This window comes from Desulfosporosinus shakirovi (assembly GCF_020595055.1).
Taxonomy (GTDB): domain Bacteria; phylum Bacillota; class Desulfitobacteriia; order Desulfitobacteriales; family Desulfitobacteriaceae; genus Desulfosporosinus; species Desulfosporosinus shakirovi.
On sequence record NZ_JAJDOO010000001.1, the window covers coordinates 95044 to 118080 of the forward strand.

General features: G+C 42.9%; 25 protein-coding genes, 2 riboswitches and 1 other annotated feature. All 25 genes read right to left on the reverse strand.

Annotation, left to right across the window (positions count from 1 at the left end; all coding sequences use genetic code 11):
• Positions 1–162 precede the first annotated feature (162 nt).
• Entirely contained in the window at positions 163–1200 is a 1038-nt protein-coding gene (locus LJE72_RS00490; protein WP_396390155.1) for an RluA family pseudouridine synthase, read from the reverse strand.
• 52 nt (positions 1201–1252) lie between these two features.
• Positions 1253–1729, reverse strand: a complete 477-nt coding sequence (lspA, locus tag LJE72_RS00495; protein WP_229245332.1) for a signal peptidase II — start codon at positions 1727–1729, stop codon at positions 1253–1255.
• A 374-nt stretch (positions 1730–2103) separates the two neighbouring features.
• Positions 2104–2766, reverse strand: coding sequence for a TraR/DksA C4-type zinc finger protein (locus LJE72_RS00500; RefSeq protein WP_396390157.1), 663 nt, complete (start codon positions 2764–2766; stop codon positions 2104–2106).
• 35 nt (positions 2767–2801) lie between these two features.
• On the reverse strand, positions 2802–3152 hold the full coding sequence (locus LJE72_RS00505; RefSeq protein WP_229245334.1) for a DUF5665 domain-containing protein: 351 nt from the start codon (positions 3150–3152) through the stop codon (positions 2802–2804).
• Positions 3153–3547: 395 nt separating this feature from the next.
• The gene (gene pduL, locus LJE72_RS00510; protein ID WP_073028310.1) at positions 3548–4126 is read right to left on the reverse strand and encodes a phosphate propanoyltransferase; all 579 of its coding nucleotides are present in this window, start codon (positions 4124–4126) and stop codon (positions 3548–3550) included.
• Between the two features lie 190 nt (positions 4127–4316).
• Complete coding sequence (locus LJE72_RS00515; RefSeq protein ID WP_073028311.1) at positions 4317–5048, reverse strand: 2-phosphosulfolactate phosphatase; 732 nt, start codon at positions 5046–5048, stop codon at positions 4317–4319.
• A gap of 315 nt (positions 5049–5363) precedes the next feature.
• Positions 5364–6035 (reverse strand): hypothetical protein, encoded by a 672-nt coding sequence (locus LJE72_RS00520; protein WP_229245335.1) that lies wholly within the window; start codon positions 6033–6035, stop codon positions 5364–5366.
• A gap of 61 nt (positions 6036–6096) precedes the next feature.
• Complete coding sequence (locus tag LJE72_RS00525; RefSeq protein ID WP_229245336.1) at positions 6097–6612, reverse strand: sensor histidine kinase; 516 nt, start codon at positions 6610–6612, stop codon at positions 6097–6099.
• Positions 6563–7054, reverse strand: a complete 492-nt coding sequence (locus LJE72_RS00530; protein ID WP_229245337.1) for a response regulator — start codon at positions 7052–7054, stop codon at positions 6563–6565. The genes LJE72_RS00525 and LJE72_RS00530 overlap by 50 nt, the downstream gene beginning before the upstream one ends.
• Positions 7055–7231: 177 nt before the next feature.
• Complete coding sequence (gene gcvPB / locus LJE72_RS00535) at positions 7232–8695, reverse strand: aminomethyl-transferring glycine dehydrogenase subunit GcvPB (RefSeq protein ID WP_229245338.1); 1464 nt, start codon at positions 8693–8695, stop codon at positions 7232–7234.
• Positions 8692–10032 carry an aminomethyl-transferring glycine dehydrogenase subunit GcvPA gene (gene gcvPA / locus LJE72_RS00540; RefSeq protein ID WP_229245339.1) on the reverse strand — a complete coding sequence of 447 codons (1341 nt, stop codon included), beginning with the start codon at positions 10030–10032 and terminating at the stop codon, positions 8692–8694. The genes gcvPB and gcvPA overlap by 4 nt, the downstream gene beginning before the upstream one ends.
• A 1-nt stretch (position 10033) precedes the next feature.
• Positions 10034–10420 carry a glycine cleavage system protein GcvH gene (gene gcvH / locus LJE72_RS00545; RefSeq protein WP_229245340.1) on the reverse strand — a complete coding sequence of 129 codons (387 nt, stop codon included), beginning with the start codon at positions 10418–10420 and terminating at the stop codon, positions 10034–10036.
• A gap of 101 nt (positions 10421–10521) precedes the next feature.
• A complete protein-coding gene (gene gcvT, locus LJE72_RS00550; protein WP_229245341.1) occupies positions 10522–11676 on the reverse strand; it encodes a glycine cleavage system aminomethyltransferase GcvT in 1155 nt (384 codons plus the stop codon).
• 179 nt (positions 11677–11855) lie between these two features.
• Positions 11856–11932: riboswitch (glycine riboswitch) on the reverse strand.
• Between the two features lie 3 nt (positions 11933–11935).
• Positions 11936–12046: riboswitch (glycine riboswitch) on the reverse strand.
• 39 nt (positions 12047–12085) lie between these two features.
• Positions 12086–14872 (reverse strand): isoleucine--tRNA ligase, encoded by a 2787-nt coding sequence (gene ileS / locus LJE72_RS00555; RefSeq protein WP_229245342.1) that lies wholly within the window; start codon positions 14870–14872, stop codon positions 12086–12088.
• Positions 14873–15037: 165 nt separating this feature from the next.
• Positions 15038–15246, reverse strand: a binding site (T-box leader).
• Positions 15247–15290: 44 nt separating this feature from the next.
• The gene (locus LJE72_RS00560; RefSeq protein ID WP_229245343.1) at positions 15291–15764 is read right to left on the reverse strand and encodes a hypothetical protein; all 474 of its coding nucleotides are present in this window, start codon (positions 15762–15764) and stop codon (positions 15291–15293) included.
• Positions 15765–15850: 86 nt separating this feature from the next.
• Entirely contained in the window at positions 15851–16312 is a 462-nt protein-coding gene (locus LJE72_RS00565) for a DivIVA domain-containing protein (protein WP_229245344.1), read from the reverse strand.
• 13 nt (positions 16313–16325) lie between these two features.
• Complete coding sequence (locus tag LJE72_RS00570) at positions 16326–17123, reverse strand: YlmH family RNA-binding protein (RefSeq protein ID WP_229245345.1); 798 nt, start codon at positions 17121–17123, stop codon at positions 16326–16328.
• Between the two features lies 1 nt (position 17124).
• Positions 17125–17361 (reverse strand): YggT family protein, encoded by a 237-nt coding sequence (locus LJE72_RS00575; protein ID WP_312038880.1) that lies wholly within the window; start codon positions 17359–17361, stop codon positions 17125–17127.
• Positions 17362–17392: 31 nt separating this feature from the next.
• Positions 17393–17848 carry a cell division protein SepF gene (locus tag LJE72_RS00580; protein WP_229245347.1) on the reverse strand — a complete coding sequence of 152 codons (456 nt, stop codon included), beginning with the start codon at positions 17846–17848 and terminating at the stop codon, positions 17393–17395.
• Between the two features lie 23 nt (positions 17849–17871).
• Positions 17872–18570 carry a YggS family pyridoxal phosphate-dependent enzyme gene (locus LJE72_RS00585; protein ID WP_229245348.1) on the reverse strand — a complete coding sequence of 233 codons (699 nt, stop codon included), beginning with the start codon at positions 18568–18570 and terminating at the stop codon, positions 17872–17874.
• A gap of 65 nt (positions 18571–18635) precedes the next feature.
• A complete protein-coding gene (locus LJE72_RS00590) occupies positions 18636–19568 on the reverse strand; it encodes an HlyD family efflux transporter periplasmic adaptor subunit (protein ID WP_229245349.1) in 933 nt (310 codons plus the stop codon).
• Positions 19569–19609: 41 nt separating this feature from the next.
• A complete protein-coding gene (locus LJE72_RS00595) occupies positions 19610–20983 on the reverse strand; it encodes a sensor histidine kinase (protein WP_229245920.1) in 1374 nt (457 codons plus the stop codon).
• 6 nt (positions 20984–20989) lie between these two features.
• Complete coding sequence (locus tag LJE72_RS00600) at positions 20990–21676, reverse strand: response regulator transcription factor (protein WP_229245350.1); 687 nt, start codon at positions 21674–21676, stop codon at positions 20990–20992.
• A 66-nt stretch (positions 21677–21742) separates the two neighbouring features.
• A complete protein-coding gene (pgeF, locus tag LJE72_RS00605; RefSeq protein WP_229245351.1) occupies positions 21743–22549 on the reverse strand; it encodes a peptidoglycan editing factor PgeF in 807 nt (268 codons plus the stop codon).
• A 199-nt stretch (positions 22550–22748) separates the two neighbouring features.
• The gene (locus LJE72_RS00610) at positions 22749–23024 is read right to left on the reverse strand and encodes a YlmC/YmxH family sporulation protein (protein ID WP_073028327.1); all 276 of its coding nucleotides are present in this window, start codon (positions 23022–23024) and stop codon (positions 22749–22751) included.
• Between the last annotated feature and the right edge of the window lie 13 nt (positions 23025–23037).

Here is a 23037-nt window from a genome sequence, read left to right on the forward strand (position 1 = left end):
CCCTGGGACATCTTCGCTCTGCAGATCTAAAAAAATGCAACAAAAAAACCGTCTGAAAAGCAGACAGTTCTCTCACATTTCCGTCTGCCTTCCCAAGCCTCTCGGGACTTCATTAAAGGCCATAACACTTGTCACTAAGTTTACTTTAGGATTGATCAAAAGTCAATGAGATGATTGGGTGATGCGTAATTTTTCAATGAGAACTGAAAAACTTTTAGGTACAGGGGCTTCGAACTTCATCCGTGCCCCGCTGCACGGATGAACAAAACCTAAGTGCGCGGCATGGAGCATTTGTCCTTTAAGCCCATTAAAATTTCGTTTGGGTCCATATACAGGATCCCCCAGAACCGGATGCTTAATATAGGCCATATGCACACGGATCTGATGAGTTCTACCGGTCTCTAAACGAACTTCCAAATATGAAGTCTCACTAAAACGTTCTAAAACAGTATAATGTGTCACAGCTAGTTTGGAATGATGCATTATCACAGCCATACGTTTACGATCTGATGGATCACGTCCAATCGGCGCATCAACGGTCCCAGAGGGTTCAAGCATGACCCCGTGAACCAGTGCTAAGTATTTCCGCTCCATCGTATGCGCTTTAAGTTGCGCAGCCAGCCCTTGGTGGGCTGTATCGTTCTTAGCAACCACCAAAATCCCCGATGTATCTTTATCAATACGATGTACGATACCAGGACGTAAAACTCCGTTAATTCCTGAAAGGTTCTCACAATGAAATAACAAGGCATTAACCATCGTTCCTGTCCAGGCACCCGGAGCAGGGTGGACAACCATTCCCTGAGGTTTATTCACAACCAAAACATCCTCATCCTCGTAAAGGATCTCAAGGGGGATATTTTCAGGTTCAGCCGTTGACTCTCTTGGAGCAGGGATCATCACTTCAATCTTATCCCCTGTGCGAACTTTATAATTTGCCTTTTTAGGTAACCCGTTAACCCTAATACACTCTTGAGTAATGAGTCCTTGAACGAAAGACCTGCTCTTCCCTAAAATTTCAGTTACTCCAAGGTCCAAACGTATTCCTGCAGGAAGCTCAATAACTTTCTCTTCAACTGAAATGCCTGACCCTGCAGGCAAGGCTTCCTCGCTAAAGGATGCTTGCTCATCAAATTCAAAATCAAGGTCCTCAATTTCAGACTCAATGGTAGATTTTGTAAACTCTTTTTCCACTTTTATAACCGCCAATACATTGATTTATAGTTTTTCGATGTACCTTTCTCTAAACAGTTCACTTATTGGATACGTCGAACTCTGATTTACTTGGAGTTTTTTTTTCATCCCGATAAATAGCGAGCATCAGTAACCCCACTCCTATGACAATCATACTGTCTGCGAAATTAAATACATAAGGCCAAATCTGAAAATCAAGATAATCTACAACTCGTCCGATGACGAGCCTGTCATACAGGTTCCCCAGTGCTCCCCCTCCGATTATTCCTAACGCCAATCGTGTAATCCTTTCCTTACGCGGAATACGAAACTGCCCATAAATTATCCCACTAATTACCAGGACTGCAGTAACAATAAAAATCCAGGTTTGGCCGGCCATCAGACCAAACGCCGCGCCTGGATTAAGGACATATGTCAAATGAAAAACTTTAGGGATAACTTTCAGCGTCTCGCCAGGAATAAAGTTTGTCTGAACTAAAAATTTTATATAACGATCAATACCCCATACCCCGATGATTGTAAGCCAAACCACCAACCGTCCAACCTCCCTCTTTCCCCTAATCTTAACACAGGGCTCAAAGTGGGGCAAACTAATCATGAGTGGACATATAAAGACAAAATACATTGCATTTCGTCAATGAGCGCAAGTGGACTGCAATGGAGTTCGTGTCGGATGCGCCAGGGCTACATACCGACTTAAGCCTCTATCTTAAAAGATACCTACTGGCCCAAGATGTACGAACATGATAGTTTCGTCTACTGTGTTCCGGTACGATAGTGTCCGGGGGACACTATCGCCGTGGACGCAATCTCTTTAAACTACTTAACGCCTGAAGGAACGCTATCTCCAAGGGAGCGGACCCATAGGAACACTCATCCTCGTAAAGTGTGCTCTCATATGCTTTAATCCTAAGTTCGTCCATGCTCTTTGCTATAATGAATAGTATTTACTCGTCCTTCTGGTTCTCTCTGGGTTTCAATGGTTTCAATATACTCAACTGCCCCAATCGTTTCATCTGAGTCTTCATAAAGATTGTTTGGATCTGAGATATCTCTATTAGTACCTAAATCTTGAAGGGAATCCGAGGTTCCATAACGCGCGACCGCCTGCCAAGAATCTTCACCATCAAACTCCACCCGATCCGTACCGTCATTAACGGTTCTGGAAAAGGGACGATTCAAGATTTCATTTTCTACTGGATCACGATGTAATGAATGTTGCTCTTCCTTCTCTTCTTCGCGACTGCATTCAGCACATACCGTAGTATATGGCAGTACCTCGAGTCGTTCATACGGAATCTTTTGACCGCAATGTTCACACTTTGCATATTCCCCTTTTTCAAAACGTTCTAAAGCGCCATCAATTGCTCCGATTCTATGGTTTAACCGATCATGCTCTGCGACATCACGAGACCGCTGATATACTTCTGTTCCAACATCTGCTGGATGATTGTCCACGAGGGACAATTCACCTAAAGAATCTTTCATATCCCCGCTAAATAGTTCTGCCGCAGTTTCCATTATCTCAGCTCTTTCATCACGAAGCGTTTTGATCAGTTTATCGTAATGCATTTGCTTTTTCAATTAAACTCGCCTCCTAATCCTATCTAGGGCTGATTAACATATTTACTAAGTTCTGCAATAAACCCTCCAATAACCGGTAGATTCAAGACCACTATCCTTTTTAACAGAAAATAAGCAAATCCTGCGAGTAGCCCAGCCCCAAGCGCTGTTCCCAATCCTCGAATGAGACCAACCAGGAAATTAAACCAAAGCATGCGTCCTGGACGATTCAAATACCCGATATATTCGGCTAATCTCATTTTTTCCAGAGTCTCTGCCAATAAAACAACCTGATGTCTTAACCCAGCCAACTCCTGCTCATTTACGAGATCTGAGCTTTCTTTGTTTGCTGAAGGTTTCACGGTCAATTTATCTTCTTCATTTGGAACGGCCATGTTATCCACCTCACGTTAAAACATCTATATTTAGTGTTCCCACGTCCTAAAAATTTACACTGATCAACAAATTTTATAAATAGTGTATAAAACGCCCACTTTCAGAGTGGGTGTCTAAACAATTAATGGATCGAGACTTACGAAATAAACCCTTAAAGAATAGTATAACTTCGTTACACATATATGTATAACTTTTTTTAATTTTGATGAAATGCAAAAATAAAAGGCTATAATAGACACTTTTATGAAGTGATTATTATAGCCTTTTTAAAAGGTTATTATTTTATTCTAAGAACTTTCAAACCGCATCTTCAATTCTGATTATAAGAGTTTCTTACTCGTACCAGTTCTATTACCTCACTGCCAAGATAAAAAATATTTAGGAAGTCCCTATTCTAGTTCAAATAAACCTCAAGTTGTTGACCATTTGCCAAGCCAAATGCATTACCCTCATCCGTATCTACATGTAAATCGAGAGCGTACTCGGGATTAACGCGAACCAGTACCTGATCTAACACTCCACCTCGAGGACCCTGTACAATGGCACGGATATGTTGTCCGTCTTTCAACGAATATTTCTTAGCATCTTCTGGAGTCATGTGGAGATGGCGAGCTGCAATAATAACACCTTGATCCATATGGATACGTCCCTTTGGGCCTTCGACATCAATGCCTGGTGATCCTTCAAGCTTACCAGAATCTCGAACCGGAGGTTTTAAACCAACTTTAAAGGTATCCGTTCCCGTAAGCTCTACTTGAGAAGCTTTCCTAGCAGGTCCTAAGACCCTGACTCCCGATATTTTGCCTTTTGGTCCAATGAGAGTAACCGTCTCTTCACAGGCATATTGGCCAGGCTGACTCAGATCTTTCATCTTTGTTAAAGAGTACCCCACTCCAAATAGCGCTTCAATATGCTCCTGAGATAAATGAATGTGACGATTAGAAATACCAACGGGGACTTTGAAAGTTTCCATTGAGTACATCCCTCCCTATCTAATAGTATGCCACCGTGCGAAACAGAAAAAACCTGACTTTCAAGTTCACAATTAACATTTCTGTTATTATACTCTATTTCGAATCATTACGACAAATTATAGTTTATTCATATAATTTAAACGGATATCCATATAAAAGAGTAGGGAAGAATGGAATTATTTATATCTGTTATTCCCCCGTCAACCAAACAATTTCACCATTTTGAACCACAGGAACTATCGGTAACATGTTTGGAGTAGAACAATAAACTAAGTCACGCTCAAATCCTAGAGAAATAAGTTTTCTTCCGTGAACTGAATCGCGAATTTTATCTGCAAGATGATTCTTCGAACTGCGATACAGTATACGCGCGGCTTCACCCAAGTCGTTTAGCAAAACATCCGGCCCTAAGGCATCAACAAACATTCCTGCACAGAGCGTGTCCGGAAGATCAAAACGTTCTTCTGTACCTGCACAAAAAACTACTATCCCCTTAAGTCTATTTTTATTTTCGAATTCTCTTAGCACAGCTAAAATAATGCTCTGCATGTTTATAAAAGAAGCCATCCAGATCATGGGTGCAGCAATAGAATCACGTATAGCTCGAGTACCGTTAGTTGTCGTCATAATGACTCTTCTGCCCCCCACTTTTTCAGGAACATAGTCAAAAGGAGAATTCCCTAAATCAAATCCTTCAATAATCAGTGAATCTCGCTCTCCTCCTAATAATGATCCAGGAAGGGTTAAACGTGTTTCCAAGGCTTCTTCTGCCGTGAGAACCGGAATAATAGCTTGGCAACCATTAGCTAAAGCTGTGACTATTGTGCTTGTCGCCCTCAGTACATCAATCACGATGACTAATCTATCTTCTAAGTACGGAATCCTCGGAGAACCTGTACTCGGTAATACTTCGATTTGCATGCGATCACCCCATTCCTGAAATTAATAAGATAATATTATTATATGTTACGCTCAGCCTTTTTTATATTCAACTTTTTTATCGTAAATCCTGCTAGTTGTTCAGATTGTTGACTTTATTCTAATGTGTTCTGTGTTCAAACCTTTCAGAAGTAATGTTTTCTATCAGTTATACCTCGTAGCTGCATGGGAGTCTGACTAGAATAAAAAAGCCACAATACACATTAATGTGTATCGTGGCTTTTACTTGTTATGGATTGAACTCATTTTCTATTATATTTCTCCATAATGCAGATCCCGCGTTTTCACATGATAGCGTCAACCTACTGCGTCCGCCGCCCACAGGATTTTAACGATCTCGCCGGATGGAGATTTTACAGTGATGTGATACGTTCCGATTTCGGAATAATCGTCTTGATTTGTTGGATATAAAGTAATACTCCACTCAGGTTGGTCGGGATTCACAACGTTAAAAGCTGAGTCAATCGAAAATCCGGATAGGGTTTCATCCGTTAGGGCGTATTTTTCCACAACGGCACTCTTGGCGATTTTGACTGCTACTTCTTCCGTCATATCATTTTCTGACGGCGTTCCGTCAACAAATGCAGGCTTAATGTTTTTAAAGTTTAAGTCATAGCCGCTTTCTGCTAATTTCTTGGAATAGCTTTCTCTTTCCGCTTCGGTCATAGAAAGAAGATATTTCTTATATTCAAGTCCCGTCATTTCTTCAACCTTTTTAAACTCTTCCAAATCAATTGTCCTGTTTTTTTGCGCACTCAATACGGTCTGACCTTTTGAATCGATTAAGACTATGGGCGAAGGTTTAGCTTCCGCCTGAACAGGAACCCCATCGGTCTCAATAACTGGCACATTTTGATTCGTATCCGCCGCAATAACCTTGGGTACCAGATAACCGTTACCTATCACGGCCCCCGCACCAATTGCCAATGTTGCGGCACAAGCTAAAATCATTTTTTGCCCTTTTTTCATAAATCGTTCAACTCCTCAATTTTTGTTATGTAAGCTTTCTTACACGCTTATTATAGACCTTTCATATTTCAGAATTATCAACAGATTGTAAAAGAGTTGTAAATTTGATCTCCACCTTTGTGCCCATCTCGAGTTTAGAAGACATGTTCATTTCGGCGTGGTGTAAATCGCAAATCTGCTTGCTCAAAGCCAAACCTAACCCGGCACCTCCATAAACCCTTGACCTTGATTTGTCCACCCAATAGAAGGGCTCAAGAACTTTTCCCAGCTCGCCTTCTTTCATTCCCATGCCGTTATCGGAAATAGAAAGAATCAATTCTTTTTCGCCACCATAGGTTTTTACTTCGATTTTACCGTCGAGCGCCAAGGCTCTAACTGCGTTTTCCATAATGTTTAAGATAAGGGATTCCAGCAAATCTTTATCCCCCTGTAATTCCGTTCTTGGCAAGCCCTTTTTAATCTGGATTTTCTTTTCATGAATGTCTTGCCTCAACGTCTGTTCAACGTTTTCTATTATTTTCTCAAAATCAATAGTTTGAAACTGAATATTCCCGTGGTTGAGGCATGCTAAATCCATTAGCTTGAACCGTCATGTTTTTCATTCTTTCGCTTTGATAAATAATATAATCAATAGCTTTAAGACTCTCTTCTTGACTGCAATTAGCACATTTCAGAAATTCACCGTAACCCATTATGGCTGTAATAGGGGTTCTCATTTCGTGGGCCATATAATCATCCGCGCCAAGCTTAAGCCCCGCAATTTTATCCGTTAATTCCTCCTTGGCCGTCAGAAAAATGACAGGAATTCCAAGGGGTTCAATTTCTTTCATCAGATCGAAGACGTCTTTTCCTGGCAACATAACGTCTAAGATTATTAAATCCGGATTTTGCACCTTAATGCAGTCCATGACTTCATCACCGTCACTGACATGAAAACCAGTATATCCCACTGGCTTTAAATTCATCAGTATCAAATCGGCAATTGCCGTTTCGTCTTCAACAACCATTATATTCGCCATTATTTCACCACTCTCACATCATTTTAACAAATAGAAGGCAAAAAGATGTAATAGAGTTGTAAAAAGAGAGAAAAAGAGGATAACACAAAATAAAATTTATATTCTGTGTTATCCCCGTAACAGGGAATCAGGAATTGATCCCTGTAATTCCCCACCTTATTTAATACCTTCATACTCTTATGACTCTTTGCGCCACCGCAAGTTAGGCTTCCGTACTGCGCCTACTTCATCTAATCGTGTCACTAGCGTAGTGTAGGGCGCATTCTTAACAAGATCCGCATTAGTTTGGGCTTCCTCAGCGATCTTGATAAGGACCTGAGCAAATTCATCCAGCGTTTCAATGCTTTCGGTTTCCGTCGGCTCAATCATCATTGCCTCTTCAACAATAATTGGGAAATAGATAGTTGGGGGGTGATAGCCATAATCCAATAAACGTTTGGCGATATCTAAGGTATGCACTCCAGTTGATTTAAGGTTTTTCGGATTAATAATAAATTCGTGCATACATATGCGATCATACGGTAAGAAGTAATGCTCTTTTAGAACACTCATCAGATAGTTGGCGTTTAACACGGCACTTTCCGAGGCTGCCCTCAACCCTTCCCCGCCCAAACTTCGAATGTAGGCATAAGCCCTGACAACTACCGAGAAGTTCGCATAAAACGAGCGCACCCTACCAATCGATAGTGGCATATCTTCTTGAAGAGTGAACGTTCCCTCCTCACTTCGAACTACCATAGGTTTGGGAAGAAACGGCATCAAAAAATCCTTAACTCCAACCGGTCCAGACCCTGGCCCTCCACCACCGTGAGGCGTGGCAAATGTCTTATGTAAGTTAAGATGGACAACATCAAAACCCATATCTCCCGGGCGGGCAATACCCATCACAGCATTTGTATTCGCTCCATCATAATACAATAGACCGCCTGCATCATGAACCAACTTAGTAATCTCTAAAATATTCTCATCAAAGAGCCCCACTGTATTAGGATTTGTCAGCATTAGTGCAGCAACTTCGTCACTAAGGACCTTTTTCAAAGCTTCTATGTCAACCCCGCCACGGTCATTAGAGGGAATTTGTATAATTTCATATCCAGCCATTGCAGCCGTTGCAGGATTCGTTCCATGAGCTGAATCCGGAACAATCACTTTTTTGCGTTTAGTGTCCTGACGATGATCATGATACGCTTTGATGATCAGAATTCCAGTCATTTCACCATGAGCTCCAGCAGCCGGTTGGAGAGTAAATCCATTCATCCCCGTTAATTCACAGAGGTCCTCTTGCAGTTCAGCCATGAGCTGCAAGGCCCCTTGAGTCATCGACTCAGGCTGATATGGATGAAGAGCAGTGAAACCAGAGAGACGAGCCAACATCTCATTAACCTTCGGATTATACTTCATCGTACACGACCCAAGTGGATAAAATCCGGTGTCTACTCCATGATTAAAAGTTGAAAGATGTGTAAAGTGGCGCACCACATCCACTTCGGAAAGTTCCGGAAGTGATGGCTCCTGTTCACGTAACAAATCGCTTGGAATGAGCGTTTCGATAGAAACTTCCGGAACATCACACATAGGTAAACTGACCGCGCTTCGCCCATTGGCACTAAGATCAAAAATAAGTGGTTCTATTACGTTCATTGGATTGCCCCCAATCTGGCCACGAGCCGGTCAATATCAGCTTTAGACTTCGTTTCAGTCACACAGAAGAGGAGATGATGGTCAAGCTCTGGGTAAAAACGAGCCAAATCAAGCCCGCCGATTATCTGATCTTCTAAGAGCGCTGAGTTGATTTTAGCTGGTACAATCTTAGACTTAATCACGAATTCATGAAAGAACGGGCTTGAGAAAGCCAAACTCATTCCGGGGATTTTGGCAATCTCCTGCGCAGCATAATGGGCATTCTGCAAATTTAGATAGGCCAATTCTTTAACTCCTATTTTTCCCAGAGCACTCAAATGCATCGTAAAGGCCAGCGCACAAAGTGCTTCATTGGAGCATATGTTTGAGGTAGCTTTTTCTCGCCGAATATGCTGTTCGCGAGCCTGAAGAGTTAAGACATATCCTTTATTGCCATTTTTATCCGTGGTTGCTCCTACAATCCGACCAGGCATTCTGCGGACGAACTTGTCCCGACAAGACAAAAATCCTAAATATGGGCCTCCATAATTTAGAGCATTACCGAAGGGCTGTCCTTCGCCAACCGCAATATCGGCTCCGCATTCTCCCGGGGACTTTAGTAAGCCTAAAGAAACCGGGTTAACTGACATGACTACTAGAGCCCCTTTGACATGAGCTAGCTGTACAATTTCTTCTGCTCTTTCAATACTACCAAAAAAATTCGGATTCTGAACAAGCACGCCTGCGATGTCCTCTTGGAGTGACGCTTCCAAAGCCGCTTGATCCAAGACCCCATCCTTGAAAGGAATCTCAACAAGCTCTACTCCGCGGGGCGGAAGATAGGTTCTTAAAACCTCACGATATTCAGGGTGTACGGTTTGCAATACTAGCACTTTTTTCCGCCGAGTTGCGTCACAGGTCATCAGTGCTGCTTCCGCTAAGGCCGATGCACCATCGTACATAGATGCATTAGTCACATCCATACCGGTTAATTCACAGACTAAGGTCTGATATTCATAAATTGCCTGAAGGGTCCCCTGACTAATCTCTGGTTGATAAGGCGTATAGGCAGTGTAAAATTCTGAACGCAGCAGCAATTGGTCAATAAAACTCGGAATATAATGTTCATAGGCCCCGGCTCCGAGATAAGAGCTATACCCTTCTACGGTTTGATTAAGATTTGCCAGACCTTTGACATGTTTGACCAATTCCTGCTCCGACATTCCTCCGTTAATAGCCAAAGGACGTTGCAAGCGGACTTCTTTTGGAATATCTGCAAACAGCTCTTCAACCGACTTAACCCCGATACGGGCTAAGAGCCGTTGGTTTTGGCTGTCCGTATTCGGTATAAAGTGCATTCTAATGTTCCTCCTGTGCCAAAAACGCTTCATATTCGGCAGCTGTCATCAAACCGTCGAGAGAGGATAAATCTTCGGCTTCGACTTTGATCAGCCAGCCTTCCCCATAGGGTTCAGAGTTGAGTAAATCGGGTGAATCCATAACCTGAGTATTGACTTCCACAACTCTTCCGCTAACTGAGGCCATAATATCGGAAACCGCTTTTACAGATTCCACTGTACCGTATGATTTCCCAGCTGTTACTGTCGTTCCTATATCAGGAAGCTCTACAAACACTACATCCCCGAGGCTTTCCTGGGCATGATCTGTAATCCCAAACGTCACGATATTCCCTTCAACCTTAGCATACTCATGTTCTTTATTATACTTTAACTCTACTGGATTCATTAAAATCATCCTCCTCATAGTCTTTAATTATCTTACCCATGGAAAATATGAGCATCCGCTGACATATCAACTTGAACAGTTATCTAATAACCTCACCTTCTTTATTTCGCACTTAATTTTTCGGACATTGCACCAGATTCCTTCGCTAAGTGTCCTGCTTTATTATCACGTTTATAAAATAAGGAAGGAATGATCTTAGCTTTAACAGCTTTTCCGCGAATCATTACATCAAGAATTTCCCCTTGAATAGCTAAATCTGCGCGGATTAGACCTAGTGCGATATTTTTGTTTAAAGTTGGGGAAAATGACCCTGAAGTGATAAAGCCAATTTCTTGTCCGTCTTTTTGTAAAGGATAATGAGATCGGGCAATTCCACGATCAATCATTTCAAGTCCTACCAACTTGCGCGGTATTCCTTGTTCTTTTTGAGCTCGAAGTACTTCCTTGCCAATAAAATCTGCTTTATCCAATTTCACAAAAATTCCAAGTCCTGCTTCAAGCGGAGTGATTTCCGCGCCTAGCTCATTCCCGTATAGAGGAAGGCGAGCTTCAAATCGCAATGTGTCGCGGGCTCCCAGTCCAATCGGCTTTACACCGTCATTAGCTCCAATTTCTAATATTTTTCGCCATAATTGTCGTCCATATTCAGGAGCAACATAGATTTCAAATCCATCCTCTCCGGTATAACCGGTTCTGGAGATAAGACAGCTAACCCCGTCAATTTCTCCATGAGTAAAACTATAATATTTTATATGTGAAAGATTAATGTTCGTAATACGTTGTAAAAAAGTTTCAGCCATAGGACCTTGTAACGCAAGTTGAGCATACTGCTCGGATAAGTTCTCCGCAATCACATTGAAATTTTTAGCTTGTTCAGTAATCCAGGCATAATCCTTATCAGCATTAGAGGCATTAACGACAATAAAAAAGTGTTGTGAATTATAGCGATATACCAGCAAATCATCAACTATTCCACCATTTGGATAACACATAGGAGAATAGAGGATTTTTCCATCCTCAAGCTTACTTACATCGTTGGTAATCAGGATTTGGACAAAAGCCAAAGCATCTTCCCCGCGAACATCAATCTCACCCATATGTGAGACATCAAAAAGACCCGCCTTTGTGCGAACAGTATGATGTTCATCAATGACACCAGCATACTGAACAGGCATTTCCCATCCGCCAAAATCAATTAGTTTAGCCTTTGCAACCAAATGTTCTTCATAAAGAGGAGTACGTTTTAATTCATTCATATTGAAACCTCCTTTAATTTTGACTTATACAGAACAAAAAACTATTGGTCGGGAAGAATTCAGTATCTATATATAGAGTTTCATATAGATAGACTTCGCACCCTAGAAAAACACTTCCAAACCCCCTTGTAATTTTTTGTAAAATAAAAGGACAGAGAAAGTACGCGATCGCGCACTTTCTCTGTCCTTTAACCTGAGAGATTCGCCGTCTCCGGCTTCCCCTTTGGTGTTCTCTTTTACAAGAAACTCTCCAGAGTCCCGTCTTCTAGCAGTACTTTTGCCTGAGAGTTTCCCTCCTTGAAAGAGCGATTTCAAGGAATTTCTCCTTCGGCGTCTGAAAAATAAATCAGATCTCTCCTGCTAGCGTCATTCGGTATTAGCTTATTTCTTTACTATATAATATGCCCTTTTAGTCAATAAGTCTACTGGAATTTTCTGAAACTACATCACTGCAGCGAGGGCAAATGGTCGGATGCTCTTCATTCTTGCCAACTTCTTCCTGGAACATCCAACAGCGCTCGCATTTTTCCCCTTTAGCTGGTTGCACAAGAATGCCTAATCCCTTGTGAACTTCTGCTGGTTGTACCCCTTCAGGTCTTTCTTCATTGGGCTGATGCATGACTAGGCTAGAAACAATAAAGATTTCTGCCAAATTAGGAACTTGTTGCAAGGATTCATATTGTTCATTCGTAGGGTAGAGATCAACCTGAGCTGTTAAAGGATGATTAATTAATTTTTCCTGACGAGCTATTTCCAATACTTTAGCTACATCCGTGCGTAAAGCCAGTATCTGATCCCAGCGATTTGCTAATTCCTCGTCCATCCATTCAGAATTTACTTTAGGCATTTCTGCAATTTGGACATTCTCTGCACTCTTTTCTCCAGGAATATACAGCCAGATTTCTTCAGCCATGAACGATAAAACTGGAGCCAAGAGACGTACCAGTGAATCAAGCACTTCATATAAAACCGTCTGGGCGGAACGACGAAGAAGTGATGTTTTTCCTTCAACATAAAGTCTGTCCTTGACAATATCCAGATAAACGGCACTTAATTCGATGGTACAGAAATTATGAATCGTATGATAAGCCCAATGGAATTCATAAGACTCATACCCAAGAAGAACGCGTTCCACCACTTTGGAAAGCTTAAGTAAAGCCCAGCGGTCGATTTCTTGAAGCTCTTGATAACTCACTTTATCCTTGGCAGGATCAAAATCATTGAGGTTACTCAATAAGAAACGCAGGGTATTACGAATTTTACGATAAGCTTCAGACATTTGCTTCATAATACGCGGAGAAGCTGCCACGTCATTTTTATAATCCACAGAACTGACCCAAAGCCGTAAAATGTCCGCACCCAATTCTTGAACAACCTTAAGAGGATCAACCCCATTGCCCAGTGATTTTGACATCTTTCGCCCTTGTTCATCAACAACGAAACCGTGGGTTAAGACATTCCGATAAGGCGCCTGACCAAAAGCAGCCACTGAAGTGGACAAAGATGAATTGAACCAGCCGCGATGCTGATCTGAACCTTCTAAGTATAGATCTGCCGGCCAAGATAATTCAGTCCGTTGCTTCAAGACACCAGCATGGCTTGTGCCTGAATCAAACCAAACGTCCATGATATCCGTCTCTTTGCGAAATTTCAAACCTCCACACTCACAAGCTGTCCCTTCTGGCAACAATTCCATGGCAGAATGGGCAAACCAAGCATCCGACCCTTCTTGACGGTAAAAGTCTTGGACTTTGGTGATAGAATGGTCGTTCACCAAGACTTTTCCACAATCTTCACAGTAGAAGATGGGAATTGGCACCCCCCAAGTCCTTTGTCGAGAAATACACCAATCTCCGCGTTCCGCTATCATGTTAAAGATCCGATCTCTTCCCCAAGCAGGAATCCAACGAACCTTCTCAATCTCATCTAAGGCTGCCTGCCTAAATCCATCAATAGAGGCAAACCATTGTTCAGTTGCGCGGAAGATGATCGGGCTCTTGCAACGCCAACAATGAGGATAACTATGTTCGATTGTTTCCTCAAGGACAAGATCGTTACTGTTCTTGAGGTCCTCAACGATCACAGGATTCGCTTTGCCGGTTTTAAGGCCAACATAGGCTCCACCTTCCGCAGTGAATTTCCCTTGATGATCAACAGGACATAAAGCAGGTAAGCCGTATTTCTTTCCAACCAAAAAGTCATCTTCCCCGTGGGCTGGCGCGGTATGAACGCAACCCGTACCAGCTTCTAAGGTGACATGTTCCCCACAAACTACCACGGAGTCCCTGTCCATAAGCGGATTTATACAAATTACGCCTTCAAGATCTTTGCCTGAGAGAGTCCTTTCGACCGGAAGTTCCAGCTTCCACAAGGAACGTAAGGACTCCAACATTCCCTCAGCAACCACCCAATGTTCTTGCTGAGCGGTGACGACAGCATAGGTTAACTCCGGGTGGACACTGATCGCTAGGTTTGCTGGCAAGGTCCAAGGAGTTGTCGTCCAAATAACTACGAACGTATTCTCTTTGATGAGAGCACTCATTCCATCGCGAACCGCAAACTTGACATAAATCGCGGTAGCAGGCTTGTCTGCATATTCAATTTCAGCCTCAGCAAGTGCTGTCTCACAGGAAGGGCACCAGTAGACAGGTTTTAAGCCTTTATAAATATAGCCCTTTTTGGTCATATCTCCAAAAACACCAATTTGAGCAGCCTCATACTCCTTTTGTAAAGTCAGGTAAGGGTGTTCCCAATCCCCCCTCACTCCAAGCCGCTTAAACTCCTCACGCTGTATCCCAACATATTTTTCCGCATAGTCTTTGCATTTCTGCCGAAATTCCAGCGCAGATACCGCATGACGGTTTACTCCCAATTTCTTAATAACTTGTTGCTCAATAGGAAGGCCATGAGTATCCCATCCCGGCACATAAGGCGCATCAAAGCCCATCATGGTCTTGTATTTAACAATGATATCTTTCAATACTTTATTGATAGCATGCCCCAGATGAATGTCCCCATTAGCGTAGGGCGGCCCATCATGAAGAATAAATTTCGGCCTTCCTTCACGTGCTTTCTGGACCTTTTCATAAAGTTTTTCCTCTTCCCAAGATTTGAGGATTTCAGGTTCCTTTTTGGGGAGATTTCCTCGCATTGGAAAATCAGTTTCAGGTAAATTCAATGTATTACGATAGTCCATTAATAATCTCCTCCTTTGAATAATCTTACAAGCTGCAAGTTTTTGGCTTAACATTAGCTATGTTAGTATGCTTCTGCTTGTAAAGGATATTAGAAAACCTGACTAACGCCAAGCGTTAAGTCGATGTCCATGACTCCAACCAGTATACTAAAAATCTCGCCCCTAAAAAGGGACGAGATTACTCGCGGTACCACCCATGTTGCTATATATAGCCACTCGGAAGTCTTTTAACGGAGACAAACCGAATAAAGCTTACTGAGATTTCAGCCATTCACTCCAAGGGGATTTTCTCTGTCGCTTCTCCACGGGCTCACACCATACCCCGCTCGCTGATGAGCTTACTTGACAAAGACTGTCCTTTTCAACGTGTCTACAAATTTAAATTCTCGGAAAACTACAAGTTTATAAGTAGTATTTATTAATCCTTTAAAATAACTTTACGAAGGATGGTGATAAGTTTGGCTTGTCCTTCCGAGTCAATTGGGTCTACCATCCACAGACAGAGAAAGGATAGTTTCTTGCTTTTCCACTCCTGAACAAAGGAATCCATATGTTCTTTAGATACGTATAAGTGCTTAGAATCTTGAGAAGGCGTCAAACTGACCACAACACCGCGTTGCTCCATCTCATCCATTGCCCTGAACGCGCGGTCAAGTAAATCATCACTCCCTGTCATCAAGACATCTCCTGAGCGAAAATGATGATCAGCTTCAGCAAACCCAACACTAAAGATCTTTATATCCTGTTCATCGGAATTCAAACTATCTATGGAAGTTAAAAGTTGAACCTCTTGGCCCCCTACTTTACCAACGTAAATCTCATTCTCATCCTGATGCAAACCAAATCCTTGAATGAGAAAGTCCGGAGATATCTCACTAATTAATCTATACATCGATGAAACCCTTCTCCTTCAAAGTCATCTATAGAATATTTTACCACGAAACTAGACAGATTCGCAACATCCTGACTCTAATCCCGTTATGCGATGCCTTCATTTTTTTCCTGTAAGGTTTCCAAATCTAGATGCGCTAAAAGAAATGACTTAAGTTGTGTACGTAATAAATCACGTTTTCTAGCAAGCTCTTGAATTTCCTCTTGTATTTCTTCCCACTTTTTCTGCCCTTCAGACACCTTAGTTAACTTTTCATGTTCTGCTTTCCGTAAAATAAGTGCCGCCTCTTGACGAGCGGTCTCCTTAACCTCTTCAGCAGTTTGTTGAGCTAACACCAGGGTCTGTTGTAAGGTATTCTCAATTTGGCGATAATGCCCAATTTCCGTTTCCAACCCTTTTGCTTTTTCTCGCAGTTCGAAATTCTCTGTATACGCTGATTCAAATTCCTGACTGACATTCTCGAGGAATTTCTCCACCTCCTCGCATTGATAGCCCCGAATCCCTTTGCGAAAAGTTTTATTTCGTATGTCAAGAGGAGTCATCTCCATTATAATTTCCCTCCTAGTGCCGTTGTGACCGAAAAAGTAGGATTTGCCAAGCTATTCGTTCCTTGCGAGTCTGGGAACTCTCCAAAAGCTTTATGCGCCCATACCCTCGGCAAGAAACTATGTCATCAGTCTGTACTTCTGCTTCCGCTTTAAATACCACAAGGCCAGCTTTTCTCACCTTGCCACGACTTATCCACTCCTGGGCCATACTCCTCGAAACCTTAAAAGCATTAGCGATTACCGCATCCAAGCGTGATGAATTAACCGTTATCCGGCGCTCTTCACCCAATTCAGGAAGCACGTCTGGTTTTCCGTTAATGAGTGAAACCTCAATCTTTTCACGCCCTGCATGTGTCCAATGATTTAATAAATACGGAACTATTTCCCGGGTTACAGCAACATAAAAACCGCTCTGCCCGGGTCTGATATCCCCAAAGACATCCCGTCTAAATCCTAATCCCATGAGGGATCCCAGTATCTGTCGATGCTCGAGCTGAGCACGAGCATCAGTAGATCGTACCCATAACAGGGCAATGTCTGCATCTTTGAAGTCTAAGGTTTCTCCTTTAGACCCCATTAGAATTCGAACCCGTTCCGCTTCTGCGAACCCGCCCGCCGCTAAAAACTCAAGATGTTCCTTACGTAAAATTGATTCAGCCCACTCCCTCATGGCAAAGCTCAAAAATGGAGTGACTTGTCTAACCCCTTCATTAAGTACACTATTTACTTGATCTAATAAATGCGCTGCTTCCAAACGAGCTTCTTTTTCATCCCAATATTTTAGAACACTTCGATCAATTGAATGCTTCATCCTAAAAAATTTTCCACACAAGCCACTGCACTATATTCAACGCGAAAATTGCGAAGATTGGAGAAAAATCAACTGGCAAAGCGGAATTTCCAAATTGAAACCGTCGAAACGGCTTGAGGATTGGGTCAGTTACGTCATAAAGAGCACTAACTAATTTATTACTGGTCGGCGACAATTTGGGTCCGAACCAAGATAGAATAACTCTCACAAAAATTGCGTATATCAGGATTGTAATCACTTTATCAATGATTTGAACAACGAATAGAATGTTAATCCCTCCCTATTTTTGAACTAGGCCAAAACAAGCCTTTGTCTTTTAGATCGTCTCGCATTTCTCCGGAAATATCGACGTTGTTTGGAACAAACAAGAAGATGCCGTTCCCGACTTTTTGCATGTTGCCATTTAATGCATAGGTCGTTCCACTAATAAAATCGACTATGCGTTTGGCTAACATTTTTTCAGCGTTTTCAAGGTTGACAATAACCGGTCGCCGGGTTTTTAACTGATCCGCAATGTTTTGGGCTTCTTCAAAAGAATTCGGCTCCATGACTACAACTCTCATTTGTTTTTGAGTATGAATGCTTACGACTTGGGCATTCTTACGGCTGGTACGAACCTCTTCTTGAGCATTTCTCTCACGTTCATTCTCTTCAAAGATTTCCTCTTCAGGTTCATCGTCTGCGAAACCCATAATTCCAATGACTTTATCAATCAACTTCGCCATATCTTTCCTCCCCTTTCAGGTCTCTATTCACGTTCGCCGAAAATCTGACGGCCTACACGAACAAGGGTTGCCCCTTCTTCGATAGCTAGTTCGAAGTCTTGACTCATCCCCATGGAAAGCTCCTGCAAATCAACTCCAGGCCATTTCTGAGATTGCAGAGTATCACGCAACTCTCGAAGTTGTCGGAAATACCCTTGGGTCTCCGTTAAGCTGGCTCCCAAAGCGCCAATGGTCATTAACCCTTGAACTTGAACATAGGGACACTCCCCAACTAAGTCTAAAAAGCCTGGAACTTCCTCTGGCATAAGTCCCGCCTTGGCGGGATCCCGGGCGACATTTACTTGAACTAATGCCGTCCAGATAATACCACGCCGTTCACCTTGGTTATTTAGTGTTTCCAACAATGAAAACCTATCTAACGAATGAATCATAGCAACATTTTGGCCTAAATACTTTACTTTATTGGTTTGAAGCCTTCCCACCAGATGCCACTCACAATCACTTGGAAGACTGGGCGCTTTCTCCAACCATTCTTGAACACGATTTTCTGCAAAGGCTCTTTGCCCTGCGTGATAAGCCTCCTCTAAAGCTGAAACGGGTTGGGTCTTAGAAACAGCCAATAATCGGATAGTACTCGGATTTCTATTACTTCGTTCTACCGCTTGGTTGATACGTTGACGAACCTCCATCAAGCGCTGTTCAATACCCGCTTTTGCCAACATCAGAATATCCCCTTCGCAATGAATTCTACAACCTTTCACATGTTTCCTGCTTAATAGAGCCTGGTCTAGATATTTTTTACGTTAGCTACTAATCCTTCTAAGCCATCCCGCGGTGTTATTACAACAGGAATGCCGTTTGGCAGATCCATGATACAGGCCATTTTGTCATCTTCATCAAGCACTTTCACCTTTTTGAACTGTACAACCCCCTCACTCCAGAGAAAGACTCCCAGTTCCTCTCCCTGTGTCCACAGTGCAGATTTCGGAATAAGAACTCCGTTGGTCTGCGGACGATAGATCCAGGACACTTCCTGGCGTCTTTGGGCCGCAGTACCGTCGATATAGTGAGGAAACTGAACGATTACTCCTTTTGGTTGATCTGATTTACGCAAAACTTTCGCACTAATCGTTTGATTTCCGGTAGTTACGCGCATTGTCTTACCAACAGTAAGTTCATCGATATCTGGCGTCTCTAGAAAGGCCATAGTCGGAATCAGGTTATTCACGATCTTGCCCAAAACTTCCCCTTTTTGAACTGTAGCTTCGCTAGTTTTCAGGTTGGACGTTTGAGTCAATAATTTATTAAGGTCCATAGAAATTAGATTTTCACTCGTTAAGACAGATTCCAAGCCGTCGCTTTGGCGAAAAAACAGTCCTCCCTTCGCCGCTGTAATCGTTTGATTCTGGGCGTTCTCAATAATCCCGGGAACCGCCCCCTCAGGTTGAACTACAGCCACTGTCTCTCCAAGTCTAAGACGTTGACCATCTTTCCCTATATACTGAACATTGCCCGAAAGAGGGGCAAGTACTGTCAGCTCTTGATTAGCAAAGGTTGCGGCCACTGAACGTTCATGCCTAATGGTTCCAGTTTCGGCCACGGCAAACTTTATTCTCCCTGCAATAAGAGTTGAGCGATAACACCATACAACCCCTCCGGCCAAGACGATAAACAATATACCCCAAACCCAATAATTTATTTTCCTTCTCTTCCCCTCCATTTTAACCTCCTGCTAGTTCGAAATTTGAGCACATCAACGAACTAAGATTTAGCTCTCGGCAGATTACACGTAAAGACGGTTCCAACTCCTAACTTGGAATCTACGCTGATATCTCCGCCTACACCCTCTACCATATGTTTTACAATACTCAGTCCAAGCCCCGTCCCTCCTTGTCCTCTGGAACGAGCCTTGTCCACTCGATAGAAACGCTCAAAGATTCTTGGCAAAATATCCTTAGGAATGCCGCACCCGGTATCTCCAAATTCCAGGCGAAGGAATCTAGGGCCAACTTGTGCATGCAACCAGACACGACCTTCGGCTGTATACTTAACCGCATTTTCCAAAAGATTCAGGAGAAGTTGACTTAATAAATCTTCCCCCATGATAAGCGGCGGCAAGTTTTCCGGAAGATCAACTTCCACTTCAATTCCTTTAGCCTGTGCCACGCTTTGAATCACTGGTTTAATTTTATCGTAGGCATTTTGTACGTAACTAACTTTACCGATTCTCACTTCCGAACGATTTTCGTGCCCTTCTAAATGAGCTATCGTCAACAAGTCTTCGATAAGCCGCTGCAAGCGCAAAGTCTCAGCTTGAATTATTTCCAAGAATCGATTTCTCAGAGAGGGATCTTCTGCCGCCCCATCAAGGAGTGTTTCCACAAACCCTTTAATAGAAGTCAGTGGAGTTCTCAATTCGTGTGAGACATTAGCCACAAATTCCGTTCGCATTTTTTCAAGTCGTCTAAGCTCTGTAACATCATGAAACACAATAACTGCGCCTCTCGACTGGCCCTGTCCGCTTAAAATCGGATTAATTTTGCTCTGCACGATCCTTTGAGCAATCTGTATTTCTCGCATAGCTGAAGGTTGGCCTGAAAGCACTTTGCGAGTGAGCTGCTCCAGTTCCGAGTCATAGGTCAGCTCTAGCAGATATTCCAGATCTCGAACAGTTTTTTGTCGCTCAAAAATCCTCTCTGCTGCAGCATTCACTAAGACGACCCGCCCCACATGATCTACAGCCACGACACCTTCTTGCATCCCGGCTAAAATGGCCTCCATCTTTTGTGCTTCTTGAGTACCATTTTGTACTATCATTTCGACGTGGCGTGAAAGACTATTAAGTTCGACTGTGAATTGTCCAATTTCATCTGTCGAATCCGATAAATGAATATGCTCAAAGTCTCCCCTCGCAATTCGCTGAGTTGCAAAGTGAAGTTTCTCCATCCGCCGCATAAGTCGACTCGTGTAGAAGTAAACAACCCCAGCCGGAAGAATCAGGGCAAGAAGTAGGACTCCCACATCAATCCGTTGCTCCCCAGACACTAGCCGAACACTTTCCCCCACCCAAAAAAGGAGTATAGAAAGACCTGTCATACCTAAAAAAAGTCCGGTTAGCCGCCATTTTATGCTCATCATTGGTTATCCTTTAAAGCGATAGCCGATTCCACGCAATGTCTCAATATACTCAGGATTCGAAGGATCCTTTTCAATTTTCAAACGCAGATGACGCACATGAACGTCAACCGTACGGGTATCTCCATCGTATTCATATCCCCAAATTCGTTCCAATAAATCGTCCCGTGAGTAAACTCTGCCAGGATGTGCTACTAAAACACGCAGAAGTTCAAACTCTTTGGGGGTTAACTCAGCCTCCACCCCTCGCACATAGACCCGAAACCCTTTTACATCGATTCTTAGCTCTCCACGAATAATCTGAGAATCAGCTTCTTCAGGCAAATTAATCCGGCGCAGACGGGCTTTAATTCGAGCTAATAGTTCACGAGGACTAAATGGTTTAGTCATATAATCATCCGCACCAAGCTCAAGCCCTAAAACCTTGTCAATTACCTCACCCTTGGCAGTTAACATGATGATGGGAATTTGCTGGTACTTTGGAATTAACCTGATTCTGCGACAAACCTCTAGTCCATCCATCCCCGGTAACATTAGATCCAGCACCACGAGATCAGGTTGTTCCTTTTCAACACGCTCCAAGGCTTCCTGACCATCCTTTGCTACACACACAAGGTACCCTTCCTTCTCCAAATTAAATCTAAGGAGTTCAAGGATCGGTTCCTCATCATCAACCACTAAGATTGTTGCCACCTAACCCACCCCCTACTCGATATTCCTAGTTCGATGTTCAATATTCGAACAATGAACTACGAACCACTAACCCCTGAGTCGAATCCATCCTGCCATTCGCCCTGTCCGAGCACCATCTCGACGATGAGAGAAAAACCACTCTTGATTGTCTGCGGTGCAGATTGCCGCGACATCTATATTTTCTGGGCGAACTCCTCTTTCTAAGAGCAAGGTTCGATTAGCCTCCCATAGATCTAGCAAGTAGTGACCATCTTCTTGGAAAAAAAGAAACGGAGTCTTATCGTAATTGGAGCGAAACTGCTCAGCGACACGTTCGTCAACAGAATAACAGCAGGGACCAATGCTCGGCCCGATTGCCACCCAAGCATTTTCAGTCCGCCCACCAACTTCTTCAAAACACTCCAAAGCCCTTTGCCCAATTTTCGAGGCAGTCCCTTTCCAACCAGCGTGTACAATTCCCACTGCTTCTAGATCTGGGTAGTAAAAATATAGCGGGACACAGTCAGCAAAAAAGGCCATTAGCCCTATAGTACTTTGTGTCACTAATCCATCGACAGCTGGAATTGCCGTCCCTAGTTCCTTTGACCCTCGTCCGCCATCTGTTTCCTTAACCCAAATTACATTTGTCCCGTGAACCTGTTCTCCGACTGCAACCCCAGTCGACGGAACCCCCCAATGATCAAACCAACGTTTGCGGTTTTCCAAAACTGCATTAGGGTCATCTCCGACATGAAGTCCTAAATTCAACGCATCATAGGGAACCATGCTCGCCCCCCCGACGCGAGTCGAAAATCCTAAGTCGATTCCTGAAACTTGCCACTTTGGAACAGTTAGGCAGGTTAAACCTCCAGTATTATACCACTTCCAGCTCATCCTTCTAACTCCTTTGGTTTACATTTAATAATATCATTTAATAACCTTTAGGACAAACCTCCAAAGGTCCTAGTCATATAGTACTTTCAGTAACAAATAGGGTCTTAATTGGATTATTATCACACCTAATAATATAAAAACGCATAAAGCTTTGCTCTGATGAGAACAAAGCCTTATGCTTTTTCCGATTTAGTGAACATTATCGACGATCATCATTTTCGATATTAAATTCGGGCAGATCATTGACATCTACTAAGATAACGTCAACCCCTATCTTTTTGACATGATCCCAAGGGACAAAAAAATCTTCAGTCTTCCCACCGCCAAAAAGCCCCCAACTGCGCGAAGGTCCGGGCACAATGATCCCTTTAACTGTGCCCCGTTCCAAATCTAAATCCAGGTCTTTAATTGGCCCTAACCTGCGCCCATCTTTAACATTTACAATATCTAATAATCTTAAATCCGAGACCCGCATTGTTAGCCCCCCC